The 20,627-nt window shown below is 42.1% G+C and carries 13 protein-coding genes; 7 read left to right on the plus strand and 6 right to left on the minus strand.

All coding sequences use genetic code 11. The features are described 5' to 3' along the window. Nucleotides 1–65 precede the first annotated feature (65 nt). Nucleotides 66–1,415, plus strand: coding sequence for a RagB/SusD family nutrient uptake outer membrane protein (locus AACZ73_RS22105; RefSeq protein ID WP_339881111.1), 1,350 nt, complete (start codon nt 66–68; stop codon nt 1,413–1,415). A gap of 58 nt (nt 1,416–1,473) precedes the next feature. On the opposite strand, the gene AACZ73_RS22110 is transcribed toward AACZ73_RS22105, so the two are convergent. From AACZ73_RS22110 to AACZ73_RS22120, 3 genes are all read right to left on the minus strand, one after another. Beyond that, nucleotides 1,474–1,758 carry a DUF6520 family protein gene (locus tag AACZ73_RS22110; protein WP_339881113.1) on the minus strand — a complete coding sequence of 95 codons (285 nt, stop codon included), beginning with the start codon at nt 1,756–1,758 and terminating at the stop codon, nt 1,474–1,476. Nucleotides 1,759–2,738: 980 nt separating this feature from the next. Next, nucleotides 2,739–3,155 (minus strand): MauE/DoxX family redox-associated membrane protein, encoded by a 417-nt coding sequence (locus AACZ73_RS22115; RefSeq protein ID WP_339881115.1) that lies wholly within the window; start codon nt 3,153–3,155, stop codon nt 2,739–2,741. A gap of 925 nt (nt 3,156–4,080) precedes the next feature. Next, a complete protein-coding gene (locus AACZ73_RS22120) occupies nt 4,081–4,227 on the minus strand; it encodes a hypothetical protein (RefSeq protein ID WP_339881117.1) in 147 nt (48 codons plus the stop codon). Nucleotides 4,228–4,248: 21 nt separating this feature from the next. Between AACZ73_RS22120 and AACZ73_RS22125 the strand changes: the two genes are divergently transcribed. Further along, nucleotides 4,249–5,358, plus strand: coding sequence for a histidine kinase (locus tag AACZ73_RS22125; RefSeq protein WP_339881119.1), 1,110 nt, complete (start codon nt 4,249–4,251; stop codon nt 5,356–5,358). Continuing rightward, a complete protein-coding gene (locus tag AACZ73_RS22130; protein ID WP_339881121.1) occupies nt 5,327–6,055 on the plus strand; it encodes a LytTR family DNA-binding domain-containing protein in 729 nt (242 codons plus the stop codon). The genes AACZ73_RS22125 and AACZ73_RS22130 overlap by 32 nt, the downstream gene beginning before the upstream one ends. Nucleotides 6,056–6,103: 48 nt before the next feature. On the opposite strand, the gene AACZ73_RS22135 is transcribed toward AACZ73_RS22130, so the two are convergent. Next, the gene (locus AACZ73_RS22135; RefSeq protein ID WP_339881123.1) at nt 6,104–8,686 is read right to left on the minus strand and encodes a lantibiotic dehydratase; all 2,583 of its coding nucleotides are present in this window, start codon (nt 8,684–8,686) and stop codon (nt 6,104–6,106) included. 379 nt (nt 8,687–9,065) lie between these two features. Here AACZ73_RS22135 and AACZ73_RS22140 point away from each other — a divergent pair, with 379 nt between their 5' ends. From AACZ73_RS22140 to AACZ73_RS22155, 4 genes are all read left to right on the plus strand, one after another. Continuing rightward, the gene (locus tag AACZ73_RS22140; protein WP_339881125.1) at nt 9,066–9,455 is read left to right on the plus strand and encodes a hypothetical protein; all 390 of its coding nucleotides are present in this window, start codon (nt 9,066–9,068) and stop codon (nt 9,453–9,455) included. A 134-nt stretch (nt 9,456–9,589) separates the two neighbouring features. Then, nucleotides 9,590–13,960, plus strand: coding sequence for a CusA/CzcA family heavy metal efflux RND transporter (locus AACZ73_RS22145; protein ID WP_339881126.1), 4,371 nt, complete (start codon nt 9,590–9,592; stop codon nt 13,958–13,960). 110 nt (nt 13,961–14,070) lie between these two features. After that, the gene (locus AACZ73_RS22150; RefSeq protein WP_339881127.1) at nt 14,071–15,261 is read left to right on the plus strand and encodes an efflux RND transporter periplasmic adaptor subunit; all 1,191 of its coding nucleotides are present in this window, start codon (nt 14,071–14,073) and stop codon (nt 15,259–15,261) included. Between the two features lie 47 nt (nt 15,262–15,308). Then, nucleotides 15,309–17,273 carry a heavy metal translocating P-type ATPase gene (locus AACZ73_RS22155; RefSeq protein WP_339881129.1) on the plus strand — a complete coding sequence of 655 codons (1,965 nt, stop codon included), beginning with the start codon at nt 15,309–15,311 and terminating at the stop codon, nt 17,271–17,273. 661 nt (nt 17,274–17,934) lie between these two features. On the opposite strand, the gene AACZ73_RS22160 is transcribed toward AACZ73_RS22155, so the two are convergent. Then, nucleotides 17,935–19,299 (minus strand): hypothetical protein, encoded by a 1,365-nt coding sequence (locus AACZ73_RS22160; protein WP_339881131.1) that lies wholly within the window; start codon nt 19,297–19,299, stop codon nt 17,935–17,937. Nucleotides 19,300–19,320: 21 nt separating this feature from the next. Then, a partial coding sequence (locus AACZ73_RS22165) for a TonB-dependent receptor (protein WP_339881133.1) occupies nt 19,321–20,627 on the minus strand: 1,307 nt, incomplete at its 5' end.

The following is a 20,627-nucleotide window of genomic DNA, read 5'->3' on the forward strand; positions in this document are numbered from 1 at the left end:
TCCAGTTTGGTTGACCTGTCTGTGGCTTTTGGCCACAGACCCCTTTTTTAAAATAATATAAAACAATGGATAAAATAAAAGTCAGAACAATCATTTTACTGCTTTCAGCACTCATGTCCTGTGAAAGCTTTTTGGATCCGAAACCGGACCAGAGTCTGGTGGTACCCACCTCTTTGGAGGATATCCGAAGCCTGCTGGACAACACCACGGTATTCTGCAGACAGGCAAGTTTACCCATTATTGCAGGGGACGAGTTTTATATGCTCGATGGAGCATTTGAAGGATTCAGTCTATTGGAGCAAAGTGTTTACAGTTGGGCGGATGATCCTTATCAGGGGCAGCCGGTAGGGGACTGGTCCGTTCCTTATGAGCAGGTATTCTATGCCAATGTAGCGCTCGATGCGATCGAAAAATCAGGGAGTAATGATGTTGCCGAACTGCAAAAGCTGAAAGGTGAAGCATTGTTTCACCGGGCCTATGCCTATTTCCAGCTATTGCAGGAATTCACCTCTGCATTTGCTAATAACGGTACCAATGGGGATGCGCTGGGGCTGGTCTTAAAGGATAATCCTGACGTCAACGGTAATCCCGGAAGAGCTGATCTGGAAAGATCCTATACCCAGATGCTGGAAGATTTGACGCTGGCCATAGCCTTATTGCCTGATATGCAGTTGCCGAAATCCAGACCCGGCAAGGCAGCGGCATTGGGGTTGTTGGCAAGGATATACCTGACCCAGTTTGCATATACTGAGGCGGCGGAAGCAGCAACTGAAGCATTGGAACTATATCCGGAAGGTGGGATGGATTTAAACGAACTGGATGTGACTGTCTCCCGGCCATTTGAGCGCTTTAATGAGGAAACACTATTTTATTCCCAGATGATTTCCTATTCTTATTTCACTTCCAGACAGGTTGCAGTTGACAGTTCTTTGATCAAGAGCTATCAGGAAGGGGATCTTCGTCTTCCTGCCTTCTTTGATGAAAGCCAGCCTGGGATATTTAATTATACCGGCAAGCTTACAGGCAATTTAACCATGTTTGGCGGACTGACGGTGGGAGAGCTTCAGTTGATTGCAGCAGAGGGGTATGTGAGATCAGGGGATGATACTAATGCTCAGCAGTACCTGAATGATCTGAGAAAAAACAGAATACAGGCTGAATTCTATGAGCCGGTTACGCTGGTGGGAGATGGGCTTTTGGATGCTGTTTTGATGGAGCGTAAAAAAGAATTGATCGGAAGAGGAATCCGCTGGTCGGATTTGCGAAGACTGAATCAGGAAGACGGGCGTTTGGTGGAAATCAGAAGGAGCATTGCGGGTGAGGAACTGGTGATAGCCCCGACCTCCCCCAAGTATGTATTTCCGATTCCGATGGAAGAAATCCAACGGTCAGGGATACGCCAAAACCCCAGATAAAAAAACACCCAGAACAAACGTTGCGCTGGGTGTTTGAATTACTATGGATCAAGGAAACCTACATTTCTGTAAATACCCCTGATTGAAGTACATTCTTGATACCGGTAGCCGGATTGTCGTTGGAGAATTCGACTCTACATTCCGGTCCGGTACCATTGCAGTCATAATCCTCGCCGATTTCCAGAGTTGTGATATCCCGGTAACCATTCGGTAAGGAAGCGTCGGGAGTCCAGACTTTGGTAGCAGTCTTTTCAACCTCCAGAGTTGGCATATTCATGGCCATGGCCAGGGTTGCTCCGAACACTAATCCCAGTGCAGGGAGCATTTTTGCTATTGATTTCATAATCGTGTGGTTAGTGAGGGAATTGCCCCTCGGTTTAACATTTGTTGTATTCTTCCCCTGACCGGAAGTTCCTTCCCAGGATTTCTTCCTTCTTGAGGATTCTATCCAAGAACTCCTGTCCAGAGGTTGAACCGTCCGGGTTGCCCCGGTTTGGGAGCCGGTTCGGATCCCTGCACCGCTGAGTGTTGGCTGGCCTTTCTACTCCCAGCCTTAGAAAGGAGCGGTGCGTTCTTATGATTTGATATGCAGTGATTCAGGTTTTGTTGAATCAGCCTTGGTATTTTTTGCAGCCCTTGCTTTAGATTTTTGGGCTGTAGGGCGGTGAATTCACCTTCATCGCCCTTTATTTTTGATTTATTTATTTCACTTGGATAATTTTCTTCTGTGGTAGTAGTTTACTTGTAATTATAGTTTATCTTTAAGGCGTAGAATTAATAAGTTTTATAGTAATTAAAGCTTAACGACGAAAGAGGCCTGGGGCATTAGCCCTGGGCTTTTTTAGTGGGGTTTGGTATAATCCCATGACAGCAATTGCGATGAATACCGAGTTGGTAATAAAGTGCTCCTGCCCCTGTTCATGTCTCCACGAACGGCTCTTCTCTACAACTTATTCCTTATTTCACAGACCATTTTCATATTAGAATACATTTCCATCTTGCTGGCAACATGCCACATCTCCGCTAGACGATCCCGGGCCAGCGCTGTGGAATGAATATAATTCTTGATCCCAGGGTTGAAACCCTGGACTACCCACATTGCATACCTACGGCATGCTCTCCAGGCCACCTACTAACTTTCAATTAGGCCTTCGTCTACAGTTACACTGAGCGAAGTCGAAGTGTCAGCCACACAAAGCCAACCAACAACTTCCAACTCCCCAACCTCCAACTTCCACCCATTTTAAATTCTCAATTCCCTCATTTTAAATTTCAGATAACCAACCAAGAACCAATAACTCCCAACCCCCAACTTCCCACTTCCTAACCTCCAACTTCCCCCCATTTTAAACTATACAACCCCCAAACCCCAATTACAATAAATCCCATGTTCAGAAAAAAATGCTCCGCCCATCCCAAGCTGTTGATTATCCCCGCACAGTTACAGGGGACCCGTGGGAAAGCGCCAACCCAGATCAAGCCCACATAAGTCGTGAAGACAGTAAGTAGTACGATACTGGAAAGGTAGCCCCACCATCTGCTGACCGAAAAGAACAGGAGCAAGGCAATCAGCAATTCTGCTGTCGGTACCGCATAAGCCAGCAGTTCGGCCAGTTTTTCAGGCAAAGTCTGATTTAAGAAAGCGCTTCGACTGTCTTCCCATCGGAGCAGTTTGTCCAGTCCGGTGTAAATCCAAAGTAGGATTAATACAGTTGCCGATATTTTTGATAGTTCTTTCATAGGTCGTGTAGCAATTCATGTTTACTGGGTACCGGTATGGTGTAAGAGTTATTTGTTCATAAGGTTGTTCTCTGTCTTTCAATAGATTGTGAATTTTGTGCTGTGCTTGATTAAATGTCAGCAGAATTGGTAATCAGTTCCAAGGATGTGGTGAATACAGTAGGGATATTGGTGAAATTCGCCGGCAATTGGTTCATATTTATGGGTTTAGCTGAAAGATTGCCCAATGCCGATTATCTCTTCATGATATCTGATTAAGATATTTTAGAGGCTATTTCAATTGGGTATCTCATGGAGATTGGCAGATTGCCAACTTCTGCAGGGTGAAATGAGTAACAGTGGAAAGGTGATATCATTACCTACTCCTGGCATCCTTTGGAATCCAGATATAGTTCAATGAAACTTCAGAAGAGGAAAGTTTTGATCGGTGGGGGGTAATTAGTTAGTGAATTCCATGTGTCCATTAAAAACCTGTTCTATACTCCTGATATATTGGGAATCAGGGAAATAGAATTTAGTTTACAAGTATTGCAAATTAAGTTTGAATGGGTATATTAGTTCAATCTAAAGTATTAATACTTTTTTGGAAAGCTCAGTGGATGGTAAGGTGAAATAACCATGCATTGATTAAATGGTCCTTTATGGGATAATTGGCTTTGTCTGTCGGAATCAAGCTGTATAGATGGATCTGGGCTAATCAACGAAGATCTTTAAGTAAATCATTTTGGATCTTCCCATCACTTTCTAAAAAAGTGGAAAGGTTTTATTCTCTCGGGAGTGAGGGTGAAAACACATCGCAAAAAAAGACCTGCACGCTGGCAGGTCCTTTGAAACCGGAAGGTTTTTAGAAGTCTACTTATAACATTCCGGTACAGTTGCCGGACTTCAGCAGAAGTCCTGATCAGATTCAACAGGATATCACCGGTTAAATTCCTGTTAACGTGGTGAGACACTCCCTGAAAAAGCTTCCGGTAACCTTACCGTGTTTATCGTTGCTTTTTGCTTGATAGTTGATTTTTCTGATGGAGCTGAGTGCCCTTTGGCATTCCTCCAACGCTTGTCTGTTTATCATAACGTTTAAAATTTTAGTACCATGGAAACTAGCAAATCCTTGGACTGGACTGACCATTCGGGTGAAAAGCATAGGGATTCGGGTGAAACTGATCTGTTCAGAAGACCACTGGAGAATCCACTATACTTTCTTTTCCTGATTTTTCTGTGCTATCTGCTCGTGGACCTGTGTGCCACCTATTTATTAAGGGGGCAAATTGACGACTGGTTTGTTCCCATATACAACTTTGTAGCAGGGTTTGTAATGATCGCGGTGTATTTTAAATGGTTGTTACCGCTTTTTTTTCTTCATAAAAGAAGGGGGTTGGCTGTAGTTCTACTACTTCTGCTGTTGCTTGCTTTAATGTGTATCAAGCTATTTGTTTTCAGGCTGGTAGAGCATGAGTTAATCCTGTCTAAGGTATTTTTGGTGCACGAATTTCTACGTGTATTTCACTTTCTTGGCTTTACCTCAGCTTTTTACATCATGTATGGGAATCTGAAGTTAAAACAGGAAAATTTTGAAATGGCTATAAAGAATGTGCAGCTGAATGTGATGCACCGCTCGCTACAGTTAAGTTCCCATTTTGTGTTGAACTCCCTAAGTGTCTATATGGCCAGGATCATCAAGCTTTCCCCGGACCTGGCCAAGGAGTTCCACTACCTGACCTCCCTTCTCAGGTACAGTTTCAGGGATTTTGAAGAGCCCAGTTTTTTGATGGAGGAGGTAAAGGCGGTAAGGAATTACCTCGAGATCCAACACCTACGGTTTTCCAACCTGTCATTAATTGCTGAATTGGATGTTCCCGACATTTCGGAAGCACTACCGATGCCCAAGTTATGTCTGTTGACTTTGGTGGAGAATGTGTTTTTCCATGGAGCCTACACCGATAAAGAACATCCCTGTGTTATAAAATTTCTGCTTGTCCGGGAAGAATCAACCGGGGATTGGGTATTCACGGTTACTATTGTCAACAAGGTGAAGGGATTCGATGTGAGTCCGCGGTCAGGTTTTGGTGCCTCTTCGGTATTCCGTGTGATGGCCCATGAATTCGGTGAGGGTTTTCACTACAAGGTGAAAGCTGATGAGTCAACTTATTCTTTACTATTACAAATTAATTATGGAAAAGCGATACACAATCGGCCTGATTGATGATGAGGAAAATTCCCTGGAAATATTGGCCCAGGAAATTTCCATGCTGCCCGGATTTGAAGTAGGGTTTTCAACCGTTGACCCCGTGTTGGGTCTGGAATATGTCCTGAACGGCAGGGTGGATATCCTGATTACTGATATTCTGATGCCTGAACTGGGTGGACTGGAATTATCCAGAAAACTGATAGATTCCGGTATTCCTGTTATTATCTGCTCAGGACACTCCCGGTATGCCATACCGGGATATAGGGTGGAGGCTCTTGGATTTTTGCAGAAACCTGCTGATCCGATAGAGCTGGCAGAAGCACTGGAAAAGGCCAGGAAAAAACTGGATTCCCTCTACTGGGTAAGAAAGGAAATGGAGGGGAATTATGTGGTGGTTGGAGATCGGCTGGGACATTTAAGCCAGGTGGTGAGGCCCAACGAAATATTGTATATGGAACAGCAAAATAAAAAATCCATTGTGAAAATGGAGGATGGGAGTGAATTCATCCTGGTTTCGTCATTTATGGAAAGTCTGAGGAAACTCAAGTCCAGGTATATGGTCAGGGTGCACCAGTCCTTTGCGGTGAATATATTGAAGATAAGAAAACTGCAGTCGGATGAATGTGAACTGATATCCGGAGATAGAATATCCACAAGTAAAACGTATAGAGAGGAATTGAGACAGATTTTTGAAACCAAAAAAATCCGTTGATTCGCCTGCCTATGTAGCATTTAATGGACTGTTTTCAGTCATGGTGTTTTACCTAGGTTTGCTATAGAGTTGTTTACCCAGTTCCCTGTAAAGTCTGTATCTGATTCTGCGCTCGTGATGGTGTGTTTGCTGTGGAAAAAAGCGGTTGAACATCATGTGCAGGTGGTTCATCAAAAAAAGGATGCCGATAGTACCCGGAGTTTCAAAATATTCATGGGAGCGAATGGCAGTGAGGTAGGCTGTTACGGGGAATTTTATTTTTACATTTTTTGATACGTAGGTAAAAGTTGATTTAAAGGGCGATACCTCTGCATGGGACATGCTTTTTACTTCCCCTTTAAGTTCGTCAAACAACCGTTGGAAATTGGGTGACTGGGAAAATATTAGCTTCCATAAGCTCACAACAAGTTCTTCTTTATCACTGGAAGAAAAGTGAATGTGGGGGATTTGGCGGGTTTTTGATGCCAAGAATTTTGATTCCATATGGAACAGGCGGTGTGATATTTTCAGGTGCTTTGTTCCATATTTAGAATTTTCCGGATAATAGGACACTGTTTTCCAGTCCAGTCCTTCCTTGGAGAATAGGTCTGAAAACGAGGTTAAAAGTAGGCTCTTCTCCGTGGGGGCTATTTCCAGTAGGCGGAGACGGATTTCAACTGCCCTTACCTTTCCATAGACAAGAAAAAACCAGCAGGGAATTTTTGAATTGATCTCGTGTTTTTCCAAGTGTTGGAAGAGGTATTCCAACACTTCCGGGACGTCGGAATCATCAAGGGTGAGGGTGAAGCATAGGCAGTTATCCTGCATTTTATCGATGGGGTTGAATTCCGCTTTTGATGTGGTGGTATGCCGGGGTCTGGAATAGTGGAATACAAACTGTGGGTAAGCTGCCGTACCATCCGATGATCGGAATATTCCTGAAGGAAACCAGGAAGGATCGCTGACAGTAAGGGGAGAAGAACGTTTGAGTTCCTGCCAGAGAATCTGGATATCCTCCTTGATATAACGGTTGAGCAATAGCTCTCTGTCCCCATGTCCGGCAAGTATGTGCCGTGGAACGCCTAAGTCATTTAGCTTTTTGACCAGTTCAGTTATGCCCGGGATCTTTTCCTTATCCAGCCTCCATCTTCGGCTCTGCAGACAGATTTTCCCCCAGTTGAGCTGTGGAGAATGGGTAGCTTTGTTGAGGGTTTGTGACTGGTAGGGCATGAACCTAAACCTGTCCTGATGTGCAGCTTCCCAGAGTAGCCGCAGGATGGGATGGGTAATCTGTTCTCCGTTCAGGGGATGCAGGACGACAGGTATTACTCTTTTTCCGCTTGGTTTGTGGTACAGCCGGATTTGGTCACTGCTGATTCCCAAATACAGCTCATCAAAACCAAGTTGTTTTGGGGACTGGGGAACAAAAGGGGTGATTTCATAGGCAAAGATGTTGGAAACATGGTAGATGTGCCCTTTGGATTCAGATTCGGTTAGCGCAAGGTGGGCGTAGATGATTTCATTGTCGGTATGGATTCGTTTTTTGATTTCCTGGCTGTGTATTTCTATGGCAGGATGCCTGTTGAATCTACCGGTATATACAAAGGGACGGTTGCAGACCATGTTTTCTATGACCGGGTTGCCCAAAGAGTCCAGCCGGAACAGAATCTGCAAATCATAAACCCCTTTATCGGGTTGTTTCTTACTGACAAGGTCCTGAAGGTCTAATGAGTGATAGGGTTGATGACCTGCAATCAATGATTCGATGCCTTTTTCATTATAAGTTTCATCCTGCAGAAATTGCCCAGACAGAAAATCACTGTGAGCAAGGAGTCTCTGTAGGTTAAGATATCTATCATCAAAATGGGCACTGAACCACCTCTTGAAGTCCCTTAGGTAGTTGCTTTCCTCCTTTGCAAACAAGTCTCCCGCTGAATCAACGAACTGCTGAAGTTGCTCCTTTGTGGTTTTTGAGATTTCCAGGTGATTTTGCATTACCACGTCCCTTCCAGTGTTGTGGGATTCGAAGCCATATTGGGGGGTAAGGAATCCAGTTTCCAGAATCTGTTGCCATAAATTCTTGTCCTCTCGGGAATCCTTATTCGAATCTTCCGGATTGAGCAGTTTTTGGAATCCGTTAAAGTCAATTGGTTGCTCAGATGTGTAAAGGATCAGGTTCTCAAAAAGGTTGTTTATAGGAAGTTTACATCCCTTCCACTGATTGCTTTTATTATCAAATACCAACGCATGGTAGTAGCCAAGTTTTTTATGGATTCCGGGAAGCAGGCGGTAGGTTCTATCCATTTGGTTAATTTCCGAATCAGGAAATTCTGGCGATTTTATATCTGTCTTATTGCCAATGAGTTCTGTCCGCAGTGGAAAGTTAAGGTTTAATTCAGTGCCCCACTTTCCTATGCCGACACCTGCAAACATCCCGAAGGGCGTCGGTCGGAATCGGCCACGCAGGAGGTATTTTCTGAGTTTGATCCTGAGTTTGGCATCCAGTGTTGCAAATGGTTTTCCTTTCAGCTCCCTGTAAAAAACGGTAGAAGAAAGTTTTATAGCTTCCATGATCACCTCCCGGTTTTGCTCCAGTACTGCGGGGTCTTCATGGTCAAAATGGAAAAGGGGAATGCGGTATAGAAAAGTCATAGTGGATTGATTTTTTCTTCAATCCTAGGGGAAACTGTGCTTGGGCTGATGATTCTGGTGAAACTGTATGGAATTCCGGTGAAATTGACAGTGGGAAAAGAAAGGAAGCGGTATCTATCCCTGGATAACCCAGAAATTAGCAGAATAACTCACAAGGAAGGTTTTGGTAGGGGTGATCGGGTGTCTCGTTACTTATAAACTATTATCCTGAAAAGGAGTATCTCAATGAAAATTTTACAATTTCCATTTTAATAAAGTGTAAAAGTTTAAATTTTGATTGCTTGTCAATTTAATATTAAAATCAGCAATATTAATGAGACCGGATAGTGGCAACTTTCTGCAATAGCCTTGCACTACTTAATTTTGTAGATTTGCTAATATGAAACAGCTTGGAAATAAATCATTTATTGCGCTACTCCTTTTGGGGATGTTGTCGATGAATTTAGATTTATGCTGTCAGATTGAAAAAGTTCCCTTTTTAATTTCTCATTTTGAGGAGCACAAAGCTCTAGATGGTGATACGATTATTGAATTTTTTATAGAAGATTATATAGACCACGGTGCTGGAGAAAATCACAACGAAAAGGGTCATGAGAAATTACCTTTTCATGGTAGTCATACTTGTTCTCATGCACCAATTTATTTTTCTACAATAAATGATTTTATCGTACCTCAAACATTTTCATTTTTAGGAGAGCTTGAAAGCTATTATAGTTTCCATTTCACTTCACCAGTTTTAGAAGAACTTTTCCAGCCTCCTCGAGTCTAAATCCATCGGTTCATTTCTTAGCAATTTACCCATATCAGAATACTAAATATATCTGTATAGCATTGCTGTGAGTGCTTTTTTTTCTTTGGGCGATACTGCTCTATTCCATTTTAATTCATAAAAATTAATTCCTTATGCTGGAAAATATAATCCGGTTCTCAGTTAAGAATAAACTGATAATCGGGCTTCTTACCATAGGATTAGTCATCGTGGGCGGGTATTCACTTACCCAACTTCCCATTGATGCAGTTCCTGATATAACCAATAATCAAGTACAAGTAATTACTACTTCCCCTTCGTTGGCGGCTGAAGAAGTAGAGCGTTTAATCACATTTCCCATCGAAATCACGATGGCCACTATTCCTGATATTGAAGAGATCAGAAGCTTTTCGCGTTTCGGGTTGTCAGTTGTTACCATTGTGTTTAAGGAGAATGTGGATGTCTATTGGGCCAGACAACAGGTAAATGAACGCATGTCCGAAGTCAAAGAACAAATACCTCCGGGGATAGGAACTCCGGGGATGGCTCCGATTACCACTGGGTTAGGGGAAATTTATCAATATGTAGTTGGTGTTGAACCTGGCTATGAAGATAAATATGATGCACGAGAACTTAGAACTATACAGGATTGGATAGTTAGAAGGCAGCTACTTGGTACGCCAGGGGTAGCTGAAGTGAGCAGTTTTGGAGGGTATCTCAAACAATATGAAATCGCCATAGAGCCAGATCGGCTCAAATCTTTGAATGTTTCAATTACTGATATTTTTCAGGCTCTTGAAGATAATAACGAAAATACAGGTGGAGCCTATATTGAGAAGGATTTAACTGCTTTATTTATTCGAAGTGAAGGCTTGGTAGGTTCTTTTGAGGATATCAATAATATCCCTGTTCGCGTCAATGAAAATGGGATTCCAGTTCTTATTAAAGATGTTGCAAAAGTACACCTTGGTAATGCTGTGCGCTATGGGGCTACCACCAGGAATGGTGAAGGTGAAGTAGTCAGTGCGATTGTAATGATGCTGAAAGGTGAAAATTCGGCAGAGGTTATTGATAACGTCAAATCAAAAATAGAAGAAATTAAGGAAACATTGCCCGAAGGGGTGACTTTAGAGCCCTTTTTGGATCGATCCAAACTTGTGGACAATGCCATTGGCACAGTTAGTAAAAATCTGATTGAGGGTGCCTTGATTGTCATTTTTGTTTTGTTGCTTTTGCTCGGCAATTTGAGAGCAGGGCTGATAGTGGCTTCAGTAATTCCACTTGCATTGCTATTTGCTTTCTCACTCATGAATCTATTCGGGGTGTCTGGTAACCTGATGAGTTTAGGGGCGATTGATTTTGGATTGATTGTAGATGGAGCCGTCATTATAGTTGAGGCAACCATGCATCATTTAGGTTTGGTAAAAAGAAAAAGAAAGCTGACACAGGATGAGATGGATGAAGAGGTGTTTCTTTCTGCAAGTAAAATCCGAAATTCAGCTGCGTTTGGTGAGATTATAATTCTTATCGTATATCTACCAATTTTAGCATTGGTTGGAACTGAGGGTAAGATGTTCAGACCAATGGCACAGACCGTGGCTTTTGCTATTCTTGGTGCATTTATACTCTCGCTTACTTACGTGCCAATGATCTCTGCACTTTTTCTAAGCAAGAAGGTCAGTGACAAGCCTAATATTTCTGATAAAATAATGGGATTTTTCCATCGCTTCTACGACCCTTCCATTCGATGGGCTATGCATCACAGGGGAATAGTAATTAGTGTAGCCTTGATTTTATTGATTGTTTCAGGTTGGGTGTTTTCCCGTATGGGTGGAGAATTTATACCTACTCTGGAAGAGGGGGATTTTGCTGTGGAAACGCGTGTGGTCACAGGGTCTTCCCTACAGAATACCATGAAGGCTACTACCCAGGCAGAGAAGATCCTTTTGGACCAGTTTCCAGAGGTAGTGGAAGTTGTATCTAAAATTGGTGCAGGTGAAATTCCAACCGATCCAATGCCAATTGAAGGGGCTGATTTAATGATTGTACTTAAAAATAAGAATAATTGGACTTCAGCTAACAACAGAGAAGATTTGGCAAATAAGATGTCAAATGCATTATCAGCAATACCCGGAGTGAGTTTTGGGTTCCAACAGCCAATACAAATGAGATTTAATGAGTTAATGACAGGGGTGAGGCAGGATGTGGCTGTCAAAATTTATGGAGAAGATTTAGAGAAACTATCTGAATATGCTAGCCAGATAGGACAGATAGCACGAGGAGTAGAAGGAGCGGAAGATATTTATATAGAGGAAGTAACGGGAGTGCCACAGATAGTCATTGATTACAAAAGGGCTCAACTCGCAAAATATGGACTAAGTATAAAAGAAGTGAATCGGTCTATACAGGCAGCATTTGCAGGTGCTTCAGCCGGGAAGGTTTATGAGGGGGAAAAGCGGTTTGATCTGGTAATAAGACTCGATCAGACTAAAAGAAATGATATTGAGGATGTTCAGAATCTTTTTATCGCCCGAGCTAACGGAGAGCAGATCCCGCTATATCAAGTAGCTGAAGTTTCAGTAAAAGAAGGCCCCTATCAAATCCAGCGGGATGATACCCAGCGGAGAATTGTAGTCGCATTCAATGTGAGAAATCGGGATGTAGAAAGCATAGTTAATGAAATAGAGTCCAAAATTGAAAATGCTGTAACATTTGAAACGGGTTATTTTGTGACATTCGGAGGCCAATTCGAAAATTTGGTTGAAGCAAAAGCCAGACTGGGGATTGCAGTTCCGTTGGCTTTGTTATTGATTTTTGTCTTGCTGTTCTTCACATTCGGTTCTATCAAACAGAGTATTTTGATCTTTACGGCTATTCCTCTTTCCGCCATCGGAGGGATTTTCGCTTTGACCTTACGGGGAATGCCTTTTAGTATATCTGCAGGAATCGGGTTTATTGCACTGTTTGGCGTAGCTGTACTTAATGGTATTGTTCTGATTGCTGAATTTAACCACCTGAAAAAGGAAGGTGTCACTGATATATTTGAACGAATCTATTCGGGAACAAGAACCCGGTTAAGACCTGTTATTATGACTGCTTCCGTGGCATCTTTGGGTTTTTTGCCAATGGCGCTTTCATCTTCAAGTGGAGCGGAAGTTCAAAAACCACTGGCTACCGTAGTGATAGGTGGACTGATCACGGCCACCATCCTGACTTTGGTTGTCTTACCTATATTATACTATTATTTCGAAAGAGGTTTAAGAAGACCCAAAGGCACTGTAGGGTTACTGGTGATTGGATTCTTTGCATTAGGAAATTTATCTTCCTATGCACAAACTCCAATGCATGTTACTTCCCTGGATCAGGCAATAGAACTGGCTTTGGAAAACAATCCAAGTGTCAAAGTTGAAGGACTTAGATTGGAACAACAGCGGGCATTAAAAGGGGCAAGCTGGAATATTGGGAAAACAGCTGTGGACATGGAATATGGCCAGACAAACAGTGCCTTCACCAATGACAGCCGGTTTTCGGTTTCCCAGACTTTTGAGTTTCCGACCACCTATAGCCGACAAGATGGATTGGCTGAATCTAAAATAGTTTCTGGTGAGTTGGCAGTGGAGATGAGTAAAAATGAATTGATCAGATCCGTGAAATCCACTTGGTATGCGTTGTGGACTGCAAGGGAAAAAGGGAAATTACTTGCCAGGCAAGACAGTATCTATGACCGGTTTGCATCTGCAGCTTCCTTGAGGTTTGAGTCTGGTGAAACCAATCTTTTGGAAAAGGCAACCGCAGAGACCCAGGTGGCTGAGATCAAGGCTATGATAGCACAGAACAATGTCGATGTGGAGATCAATACCGAACGGTTGACAATGCTTATCAATGCAGAAGTTATGATTGAGCCTGAAATGGGAGAATTGAAGGAAAATTCACCTCAGCTTTCTCTGGACCAGAATAGTATCGCCGACAATCCAACATTAGCCTGGGTTCGACAGCAAATTGCCATTGCAGAAAAGGAAAAGTCAGTTGAAAAATCTCGGTTGATGCCGGACATCAAACTAGGGTATTTTAATCAGTCCTTCAATGGACCAGGTCAAACTATGTCTGGAGATCCTGTATTTTACAGCTCAAAAGACCGTTTTGATGGATTTCAGGTGGGCTTGGCCATTCCTATTTTCAGTTTGAAGTCACAATCAGCGATTATTAAATCCAAATCAATTCGGATTGCTGAAGCAGAGGAACAAGAAACAGCGTTCACCAATGAGCTCGAAAACCGATTCACCTCTTTACTTCTCGAGTACCAAAAATTCCAGACCAGTTTGGATTTTTATGAAGAGAGTGCTCTTCCTCAAGCAGAGCTTATCCTAAAACAATCCCAGAGAGGTTTCCAAAGCGGTGAAATTGGCTATGTGGAATACACACAAGGGCTCAATAGAAGCTTGAGCGTGTATTTCAACTATCTGGATTTACTGGACAAATCCAATCAAACACTTATTCAAATCGAATTCTTATCGGGTCTCAACTAAAACCGATCAAACGTAAATAATATGAAATCAAGCATGAATATAAAGTCAGATTCTAAGGTGATTAATGAATGCGAGATTCATATAACCATAGCAAATCAAACTATAAACAGATGAAAAAATATATCATAAATAGTCTCTTCACATTACTTGTTCTTGGAATTTCCACTTCCTGTGGATCTAAGGTTGACACCATTGAAATTCAGGGGGATCATGAGGAAAATGAATCCAGGGTGGAACTAAGTCAGGCACAATTCGATGTCACCGGGATTGAGCTTGGCAAGCTGGAATTTAGGAAAATTGGCAGCGAACTGATGGTCAACGGGGTAATAGACGTTCCGCCTCAAAATAATATTTCCATCACAATGCCATATGGGGGATTTGTGAAGAATACTACACTCCTTCCTGGGGATGAAGTGAAAAAAGGCCAACTGCTCGTGACAATAGAAAATCCTGAATTCATTCAGTTTCAACAAGATTATTTGGAAAGCCTGGCAAACAGTACTTATCTGAAGTCTGAATATGAACGCCAAGAGAAATTGTACAGTGAGCAAGTGGCATCAGGGAAGACATTTGAAGAATCCAAAAGTAATTTTCTGGCCAATGAAGCTAGAATCAGAACGTCCAAAGCCAAGTTGAAAATGATCGGCTTTGATCCGGAGAAAGTGGAGTCCGGGGAGATCAGATCTGTCGTGAATATTTACTCTCCTGTAACTGGAGCTGTACTGGATGTTTATACCAATATTGGAAAATATGTGAACCCACAGGATGTAATCATGGATTTAACGAATTCAGATGATCTCCATGTGGAGCTTTCTGTCTATGAAAATGACATCCCAAAAATCAAGAAAGATCAGCGCATCAAATTCAATCTCGCCAATACGAATGATGAATGGAGAGAAGCCCATGTGTTTTTGGTGGGTAAGGGAGTTCGAAAAGATAGGTCGGTGACTGTTCATGGGCATTTTGACAGTAAAAACACCGATTTGCTCCCAGGGATGTATGTGACAGCAAAAATAGAAACTGCAAGTGAAGAAGTCTTGGTAGCACCAGATGATGCGGTGGTAAGATTTGGGGAGAAGCATTTCATTTTTTCTTACCTGGAGCAACGGGACGAGAATGGAGAGCCCGCATATGGCTATGAAATGGTAGAAGTAGAAATGGGTAATAAGGAGGACGGATTTACCCAGGTGACCCTTTTGGATTCCAGTCTTATCTATCAGGATATTAAACTGGTGACAAAGGGAGCATTTACCTTACTTTCAAAGGCAAAGAATAGTGAAGAAGAAGGCGGGCACCATTAATCATTTTGTGAAAAACACTACTAACATGAAACTTAAATAGAAAACCTATGGAACAGGAAAAAGTGGAACACTCTGGGATATTCGGAAAGAATAGTGAATTGATTTTCTCCATTTGCTGTGGAGCTCTTTTGGGAATTGGGTTTGGCCTGAGTTTTTTAGAAGATGTGCCTCAATGGGTAAGTCTTGCCATGTATATAGGAGCCTATTTTTTTGGGGGCTTCTATACCGCGAAAGAGGCGATAGAAACCATATTAAAGGGAGGTTTTGAAATTGATTTTCTCATGTTGGTCGCAGCCATAGGTGCTGCGATCCTGGGAGAATGGGCAGAAGGTGCATTGTTGCTGTTTCTATTTAGTCTTGGGCATTCATTGGAACATTACGCTATGGGAAAAGCGCATAAGTCCATTGAATCACTTGCAACTCTTGCACCAAAAACCGCCTTAAAGAAAACTGAAGGCAGTTCGGTGGAAGTGGGAATTGAAGAGTTGGAGGTCGATGATATCATCATTGTTAAGCCTAATTCCAGAATTGCGGCAGATGGTGTTATTGTAAAGGGAAGTAGTGCTGTGGATCAATCTCCTATTACTGGAGAAAGTATACCTGTGGACAAGGAAGCTATAAAAGAACAGGATGAACAGCATATTTCCCTAGATAATGTGCCTCAGGAAAACAGGGCATATTCAGGAACGATCAACGGAAACGGCACCTTGGAAATTAAGGTGTTGAAAATTGCAGAAGACTCTACTGTTTCCAGGTTAATTTCCTTAGTCAATGAAGCCAAAGCGCAGAAATCACCCACTCAGCTGCTGACCGATAAATTTGAGAAGTATTTTGTCCCATCGGTTCTGGTATTGGTAGTACTACTGTGCTTTGCCTTTTTGGTCTTGGATGAGCCTTTTAGTGATAGTTTTTATCGCGCAATGGCAGTTTTGGTGGCAGCAAGTCCATGTGCGCTAGCAATTGCAACACCTAGTGCGGTATTGAGTGGCGTTGCAAGAGCAGCAAAAAAAGGAGTTTTGATTAAGGGAGGGAGACCACTGGAAGATTTGGGTGTTCTAACCGCAATTGCATTTGATAAAACGGGAACTTTATCAGAGGGAAAACCAAAAATCACAGAGGTAATCGCATGGAATAGTATTTCAGAAGACGAGTTGCTGGGAACCGCAGTTGCAGTGGAAGGGCTAAGTGATCACCCCTTGGCCAAAGCCGTGGTAAGAGACGGTAAAGAAAGGATGGAAGGAAAGAAAATCCCAGAGGCGGATTCATTGGAAGCCGTTCTTGGCAAGGGCATAAAGGCAAATGTGGGAGCAGATAAAATTTATATTGGCAATCTGGATTTGTACGAAGCGCTGGATGATAACAAACCCTCACAAGAAATTATCGACAAAATAGAATCTTTGGAATCCAATGGGAACACAACAATTCTGGTGAGGAAAAACGATACTTATATTGGTATCATCGGGTTAATGGATACTCCAAGAGCTGCGGCAAAGTCCACCCTTGCGGCGCTCAAGGAAATTGGGATTAAAAAGATGATTATGCTCAGCGGGGACAATCAGAAAGTAGCAGATGCAATAGCCCAAGAGGTTGGATTGACAGGGGCAAAAGGAAGTCTGTTGCCTGAAGAAAAGGTTGAGGCTATCAAACAATTAAAGCAGTCAGAATCCAAGATAGCTATGGTAGGTGATGGGGTTAATGATGCTCCGGCTATGGCAGCTAGTACTGTTGGTATAGCAATGGGAGCAGCAGGGTCAGATGTAGCTTTGGAGACTGCCGATATTGCTTTAATGGCTGATAAGTTGGAAATATTACCTTTCGCAATTGGACTGAGTAGAAAGGCTAAAGGGATTATCAAACAAAATCTGTGGATCAGTTTAGGTGTAGTGGGACTTTTAATACCTGCTACAATTTTTGGATTTGCATCCATTGGAGTTGCTGTATTGATTCATGAAGGTTCTACCATTTTTGTTGTAGTAAATGCGTTGAGACTGCTTGGCTACGAAAAGAATTGATAGTATTGAATGAATGAGCAGCCGTTTAATTTTTTTACTAAATTCCTTTTAAATATTTCCTTTCATCTGATGAGACTCAAGTTAAAAATAGGAAGTTAGAGAACAGGTTATGCGAAATAATAGTTATATATATCCGCAATGTCACTAGTAGCCAAATAAGCAGTAATCTATTGATAAGTGCTTGGGTAATAGCTATTACTTTCATTTCCGCAATTAAGAAACGGTTCAGTGTTACAGAACTCAAGCGACAATTTGGAATAAAAAGCTACGAACCGGTTTAGGCTGTATAAGTGTTGTCATGGGGCAAAAGAATCAACGCTATTTGCCTGAGGATAGGGTGGCATAGGATAAGGGATTTGTGGGAAATTCCACAATTATCAACATCCAAAGCAATAGTGATTCTAGACGAGGAAAACATGCTGTATTCGGCCTAAAAGTGTTATCTGTGAGGTGAGTAAGGATCAGTCTGAATCTGCATCTCAGATAATGATATTCTGATTTACATAGAGAGAGGGGAGTTTCCTTTGTTAAATATTAGTGGCTGATACCAAACAGACTTTCATGAAATAATCCCGGAGATTAAGCCAATTGAGCTCTTTCTCCGGGATTTTGTGGTTATTCATTTAGCTTTGACTAAAAGCTCCTTTTCATAAATTTTGCATTAAAATACACCTATAAAGTGACTTCCGTTAACGTTCTCAAGTTGGGCACCTTTGGTTACCTCACCTGTTTCAGTATCTACTACGTAGATGTTTCCGTTTTTCCCAACTGGAGCTTGGGTAAGGTAAATATCCGTTCCATCTACAACAAAACCTTGGTATTGAAACAAGTAAAAGTCAGCTTCGTAAGGGATGTTATCAAGTCTTATAGCTGTCTTTGCATTTAGATCCGCCAAAGCAAAGAATCCCTGTGCTCCTGCAACTCCTTCTTCAGAACCGTCATGACGATAAGCAATTACTGCTTTTCCGTTTGCTGCAGGTCTCCAGGCAAGTATATAAGCACCTTCCACACCCAACGCATCGTCTAGATTAAACATATAGGAATCGTCATACTGATTGTTTGAGCCGATTCTCAGGATATGCGAACCATTTGGGTCTTCCTGATTAGCTTGATAGACACTTCCATTGTATTCAAAAGCGTTGATGCTACGGTAACCATTGGTGTTTCCCAATCCTACTCCAGATGTAATTACTGTTGGATTCAACAAAGATGGATAATCCAATACAATTGTCTTAGCCCCTAAAATTTCGCCTCCATTGTCAGATTCACCAGTGGCTGGATCTACTTTGCTCAGACGAGCACCGATGTATAACTTATCTCCAACTTTATTTAAAGTTGGCATGTCGATTCTGGAGATATAATATCCATTTGCTTCTTCCTCTTCACTCAAGACTAGAGCGCTTTCCTGGAATTCTATGATGGAAGAATTTACCAGATCCAAGGTTACAACTCCCATGGTTGCCTCATGACGCAAGTAAGTGTCATCAGTCGCATCATTCGGTGTATTATTATCATCAAATTGAGCTTCTGTATTTACATATACAGCTGCACCTGTTTGGTCTCCATCAAATAATTTAATCCATCGTGGCGCAGAACCTACATAAGGTGCAATACTTACTCCGGTTCCATCTTGAGTGAAGTTTTGTCCACCTTCTACGGTGTATTTCGTATACTGTCCACCCGTGTCACCGGCATAGCTGATATTAAACACAGTGTTTCCATCTTCAGAGGACTGGAGTCTTGCTGTTCTGTTGGAAGGCACGATGAATCCATTTTCAAAAGGGGCTATGGATACCGTAGGGTCCTTAGCTTCCTCACTGCTTAGCGAGTAAATTAACGTCCCCCCGTTTCCATCGCCCGGATTATCTCCCATTCTTGCTGCTGCCACAGTGATCCATCTACTTTCTCCAACTGGATCCGGATCCGGATTAGGATTCGGAGTTGGATCTTCAGAACATGCAACCAAGAGTCCACCTGCCAGCAGCATAACGGTAAGTTTTTGGATTTTTTTAAAAGTGTGTTTCATTAGGTAGTAAGTATTAATTGGTTAATAATTATTGATTCTATAGTTTAATTTCAGGTAAAATGCCCTTCCCGGTTTTTGCACGGAGAGATTATCATAGACAGCCTTGTCAAATATGTTTTTGACGTCGAAACTCATCACCAATTTGTCGCTTGGAAAGACATAACTAAGTCCTAAATCCTGCGCCAACTGCTGTGGGACTTTAAAAAACTCATCGCCTACAGTATTTGATCCCTGGGGTACCAGGTAGGAAAATTCATCTGTGAAGTACATGGTGTAAAAGAGATTCAAGCGGGATTCCTTTTGGATCAAATCCTTAAATGAATAGCGTAAGCTTCCATTCATAGTGAAAAATGGGGTGTTTGGCACGTCTATCTCCACGCCTCTGTTTACAATTTTCAGATCAAATCGGGAAACATTTAAGTTCAATCCAAAATTGTCGTTGAACGTATAGTCCAATTGCGCATCAAATCCTTTGGAAGTCCCATTCCCCTGATTTTCATAGAGTATGGTTTCATCATTTACATTTAAGGATGTTTCAATCGGCAACCCAATTCTGTCTTTGATGTTACGGGTGAACAGATTGGAAGATACCGTAAAATCGTGCTCGTTTATATTGAAGGATCCTAATCTGAATCCTAGGTTAAAATTATTGCTAAGCTCCGGTCTGATGCTAGGATTGGCCACCACATTATCCCCATCGTTACCGAATACTTCACTTTCATTGGGTAATCTGACAGCTTTTTCTGCGGAAGTCAGCAAGGTGATATTTGGAAGAACAGCATAGGAAACAGTAAATCCGTAGCCTTCATCAATTTTGTTGGCACTGGTAATATCGTCTACTATTTCATTGGTTTCCTGATCAATCTCAGGGTCAATGTTTACGGTTTTTTGCTGGTAGTATTTTCCAAAAACATTCGCCTTCAGTTTTTCATCCAGCGCATTGGCCTCATAGGTAAGAGAGAGAATGTTTTTTTCTAAATCCCGCGTTCCCCTGAATGTATTTTCCAAAACCGATTTCAGCTGATCGCTATCCACCCGATCTATGCCGTTATACACATGATTCAGCATGATTCTGTGATTCTTGCCAACGACATAGGAAACTCCTGTTCTAATCGAGGATACATTCCTGTTGATTCTGGACAGTGTAGGCCCGCCTTCCTGTTGGGAATTCCATGAATATTTATATTCATTTCCTCTAAAGTCAATGGCTCTTTTTCCGTTCCAACTGTATGCCCAAGCAAGCGTGTCGCTTACCATACGGTTTCGCTTGCCGTACAAGCCATTGATAGTGACATCCAGTCCTTTCGTAAAAAGGTTTTTCTTTTGGT

Origin of the sequence: uncultured Algoriphagus sp., from assembly GCF_963974835.1 — a bacterium.
GTDB lineage: Bacteria > Bacteroidota > Bacteroidia > Cytophagales > Cyclobacteriaceae > Algoriphagus.

Bases quoted from the DNA above. Each gene is read 5' to 3' on its own strand.
- AACZ73_RS22105 (WP_339881111.1), top strand. From the start codon at position 66: ATGGATAAAATAAAAGTCAGAACAATCATTTTACTGCTTTCAGCACTC.
- AACZ73_RS22110 (WP_339881113.1), bottom strand. From the start codon at position 1,758: ATGAAATCAATAGCAAAAATGCTCCCTGCACTGGGATTAGTGTTCGGA.
- AACZ73_RS22115 (WP_339881115.1), bottom strand. From the start codon at position 3,155: ATGAAAGAACTATCAAAAATATCGGCAACTGTATTAATCCTACTTTGG.
- AACZ73_RS22120 (WP_339881117.1), bottom strand. From the start codon at position 4,227: ATGATAAACAGACAAGCGTTGGAGGAATGCCAAAGGGCACTCAGCTCC.
- AACZ73_RS22125 (WP_339881119.1), top strand. From the start codon at position 4,249: ATGGAAACTAGCAAATCCTTGGACTGGACTGACCATTCGGGTGAAAAG.
- AACZ73_RS22130 (WP_339881121.1), top strand. From the start codon at position 5,327: ATGGAAAAGCGATACACAATCGGCCTGATTGATGATGAGGAAAATTCC.
- AACZ73_RS22135 (WP_339881123.1), bottom strand. From the start codon at position 8,686: ATGACTTTTCTATACCGCATTCCCCTTTTCCATTTTGACCATGAAGAC.
- AACZ73_RS22140 (WP_339881125.1), top strand. From the start codon at position 9,066: ATGAAACAGCTTGGAAATAAATCATTTATTGCGCTACTCCTTTTGGGG.
- AACZ73_RS22145 (WP_339881126.1), top strand. From the start codon at position 9,590: ATGCTGGAAAATATAATCCGGTTCTCAGTTAAGAATAAACTGATAATC.
- AACZ73_RS22150 (WP_339881127.1), top strand. From the start codon at position 14,071: ATGAAAAAATATATCATAAATAGTCTCTTCACATTACTTGTTCTTGGA.
- AACZ73_RS22155 (WP_339881129.1), top strand. From the start codon at position 15,309: ATGGAACAGGAAAAAGTGGAACACTCTGGGATATTCGGAAAGAATAGT.
- AACZ73_RS22160 (WP_339881131.1), bottom strand. From the start codon at position 19,299: ATGAAACACACTTTTAAAAAAATCCAAAAACTTACCGTTATGCTGCTG.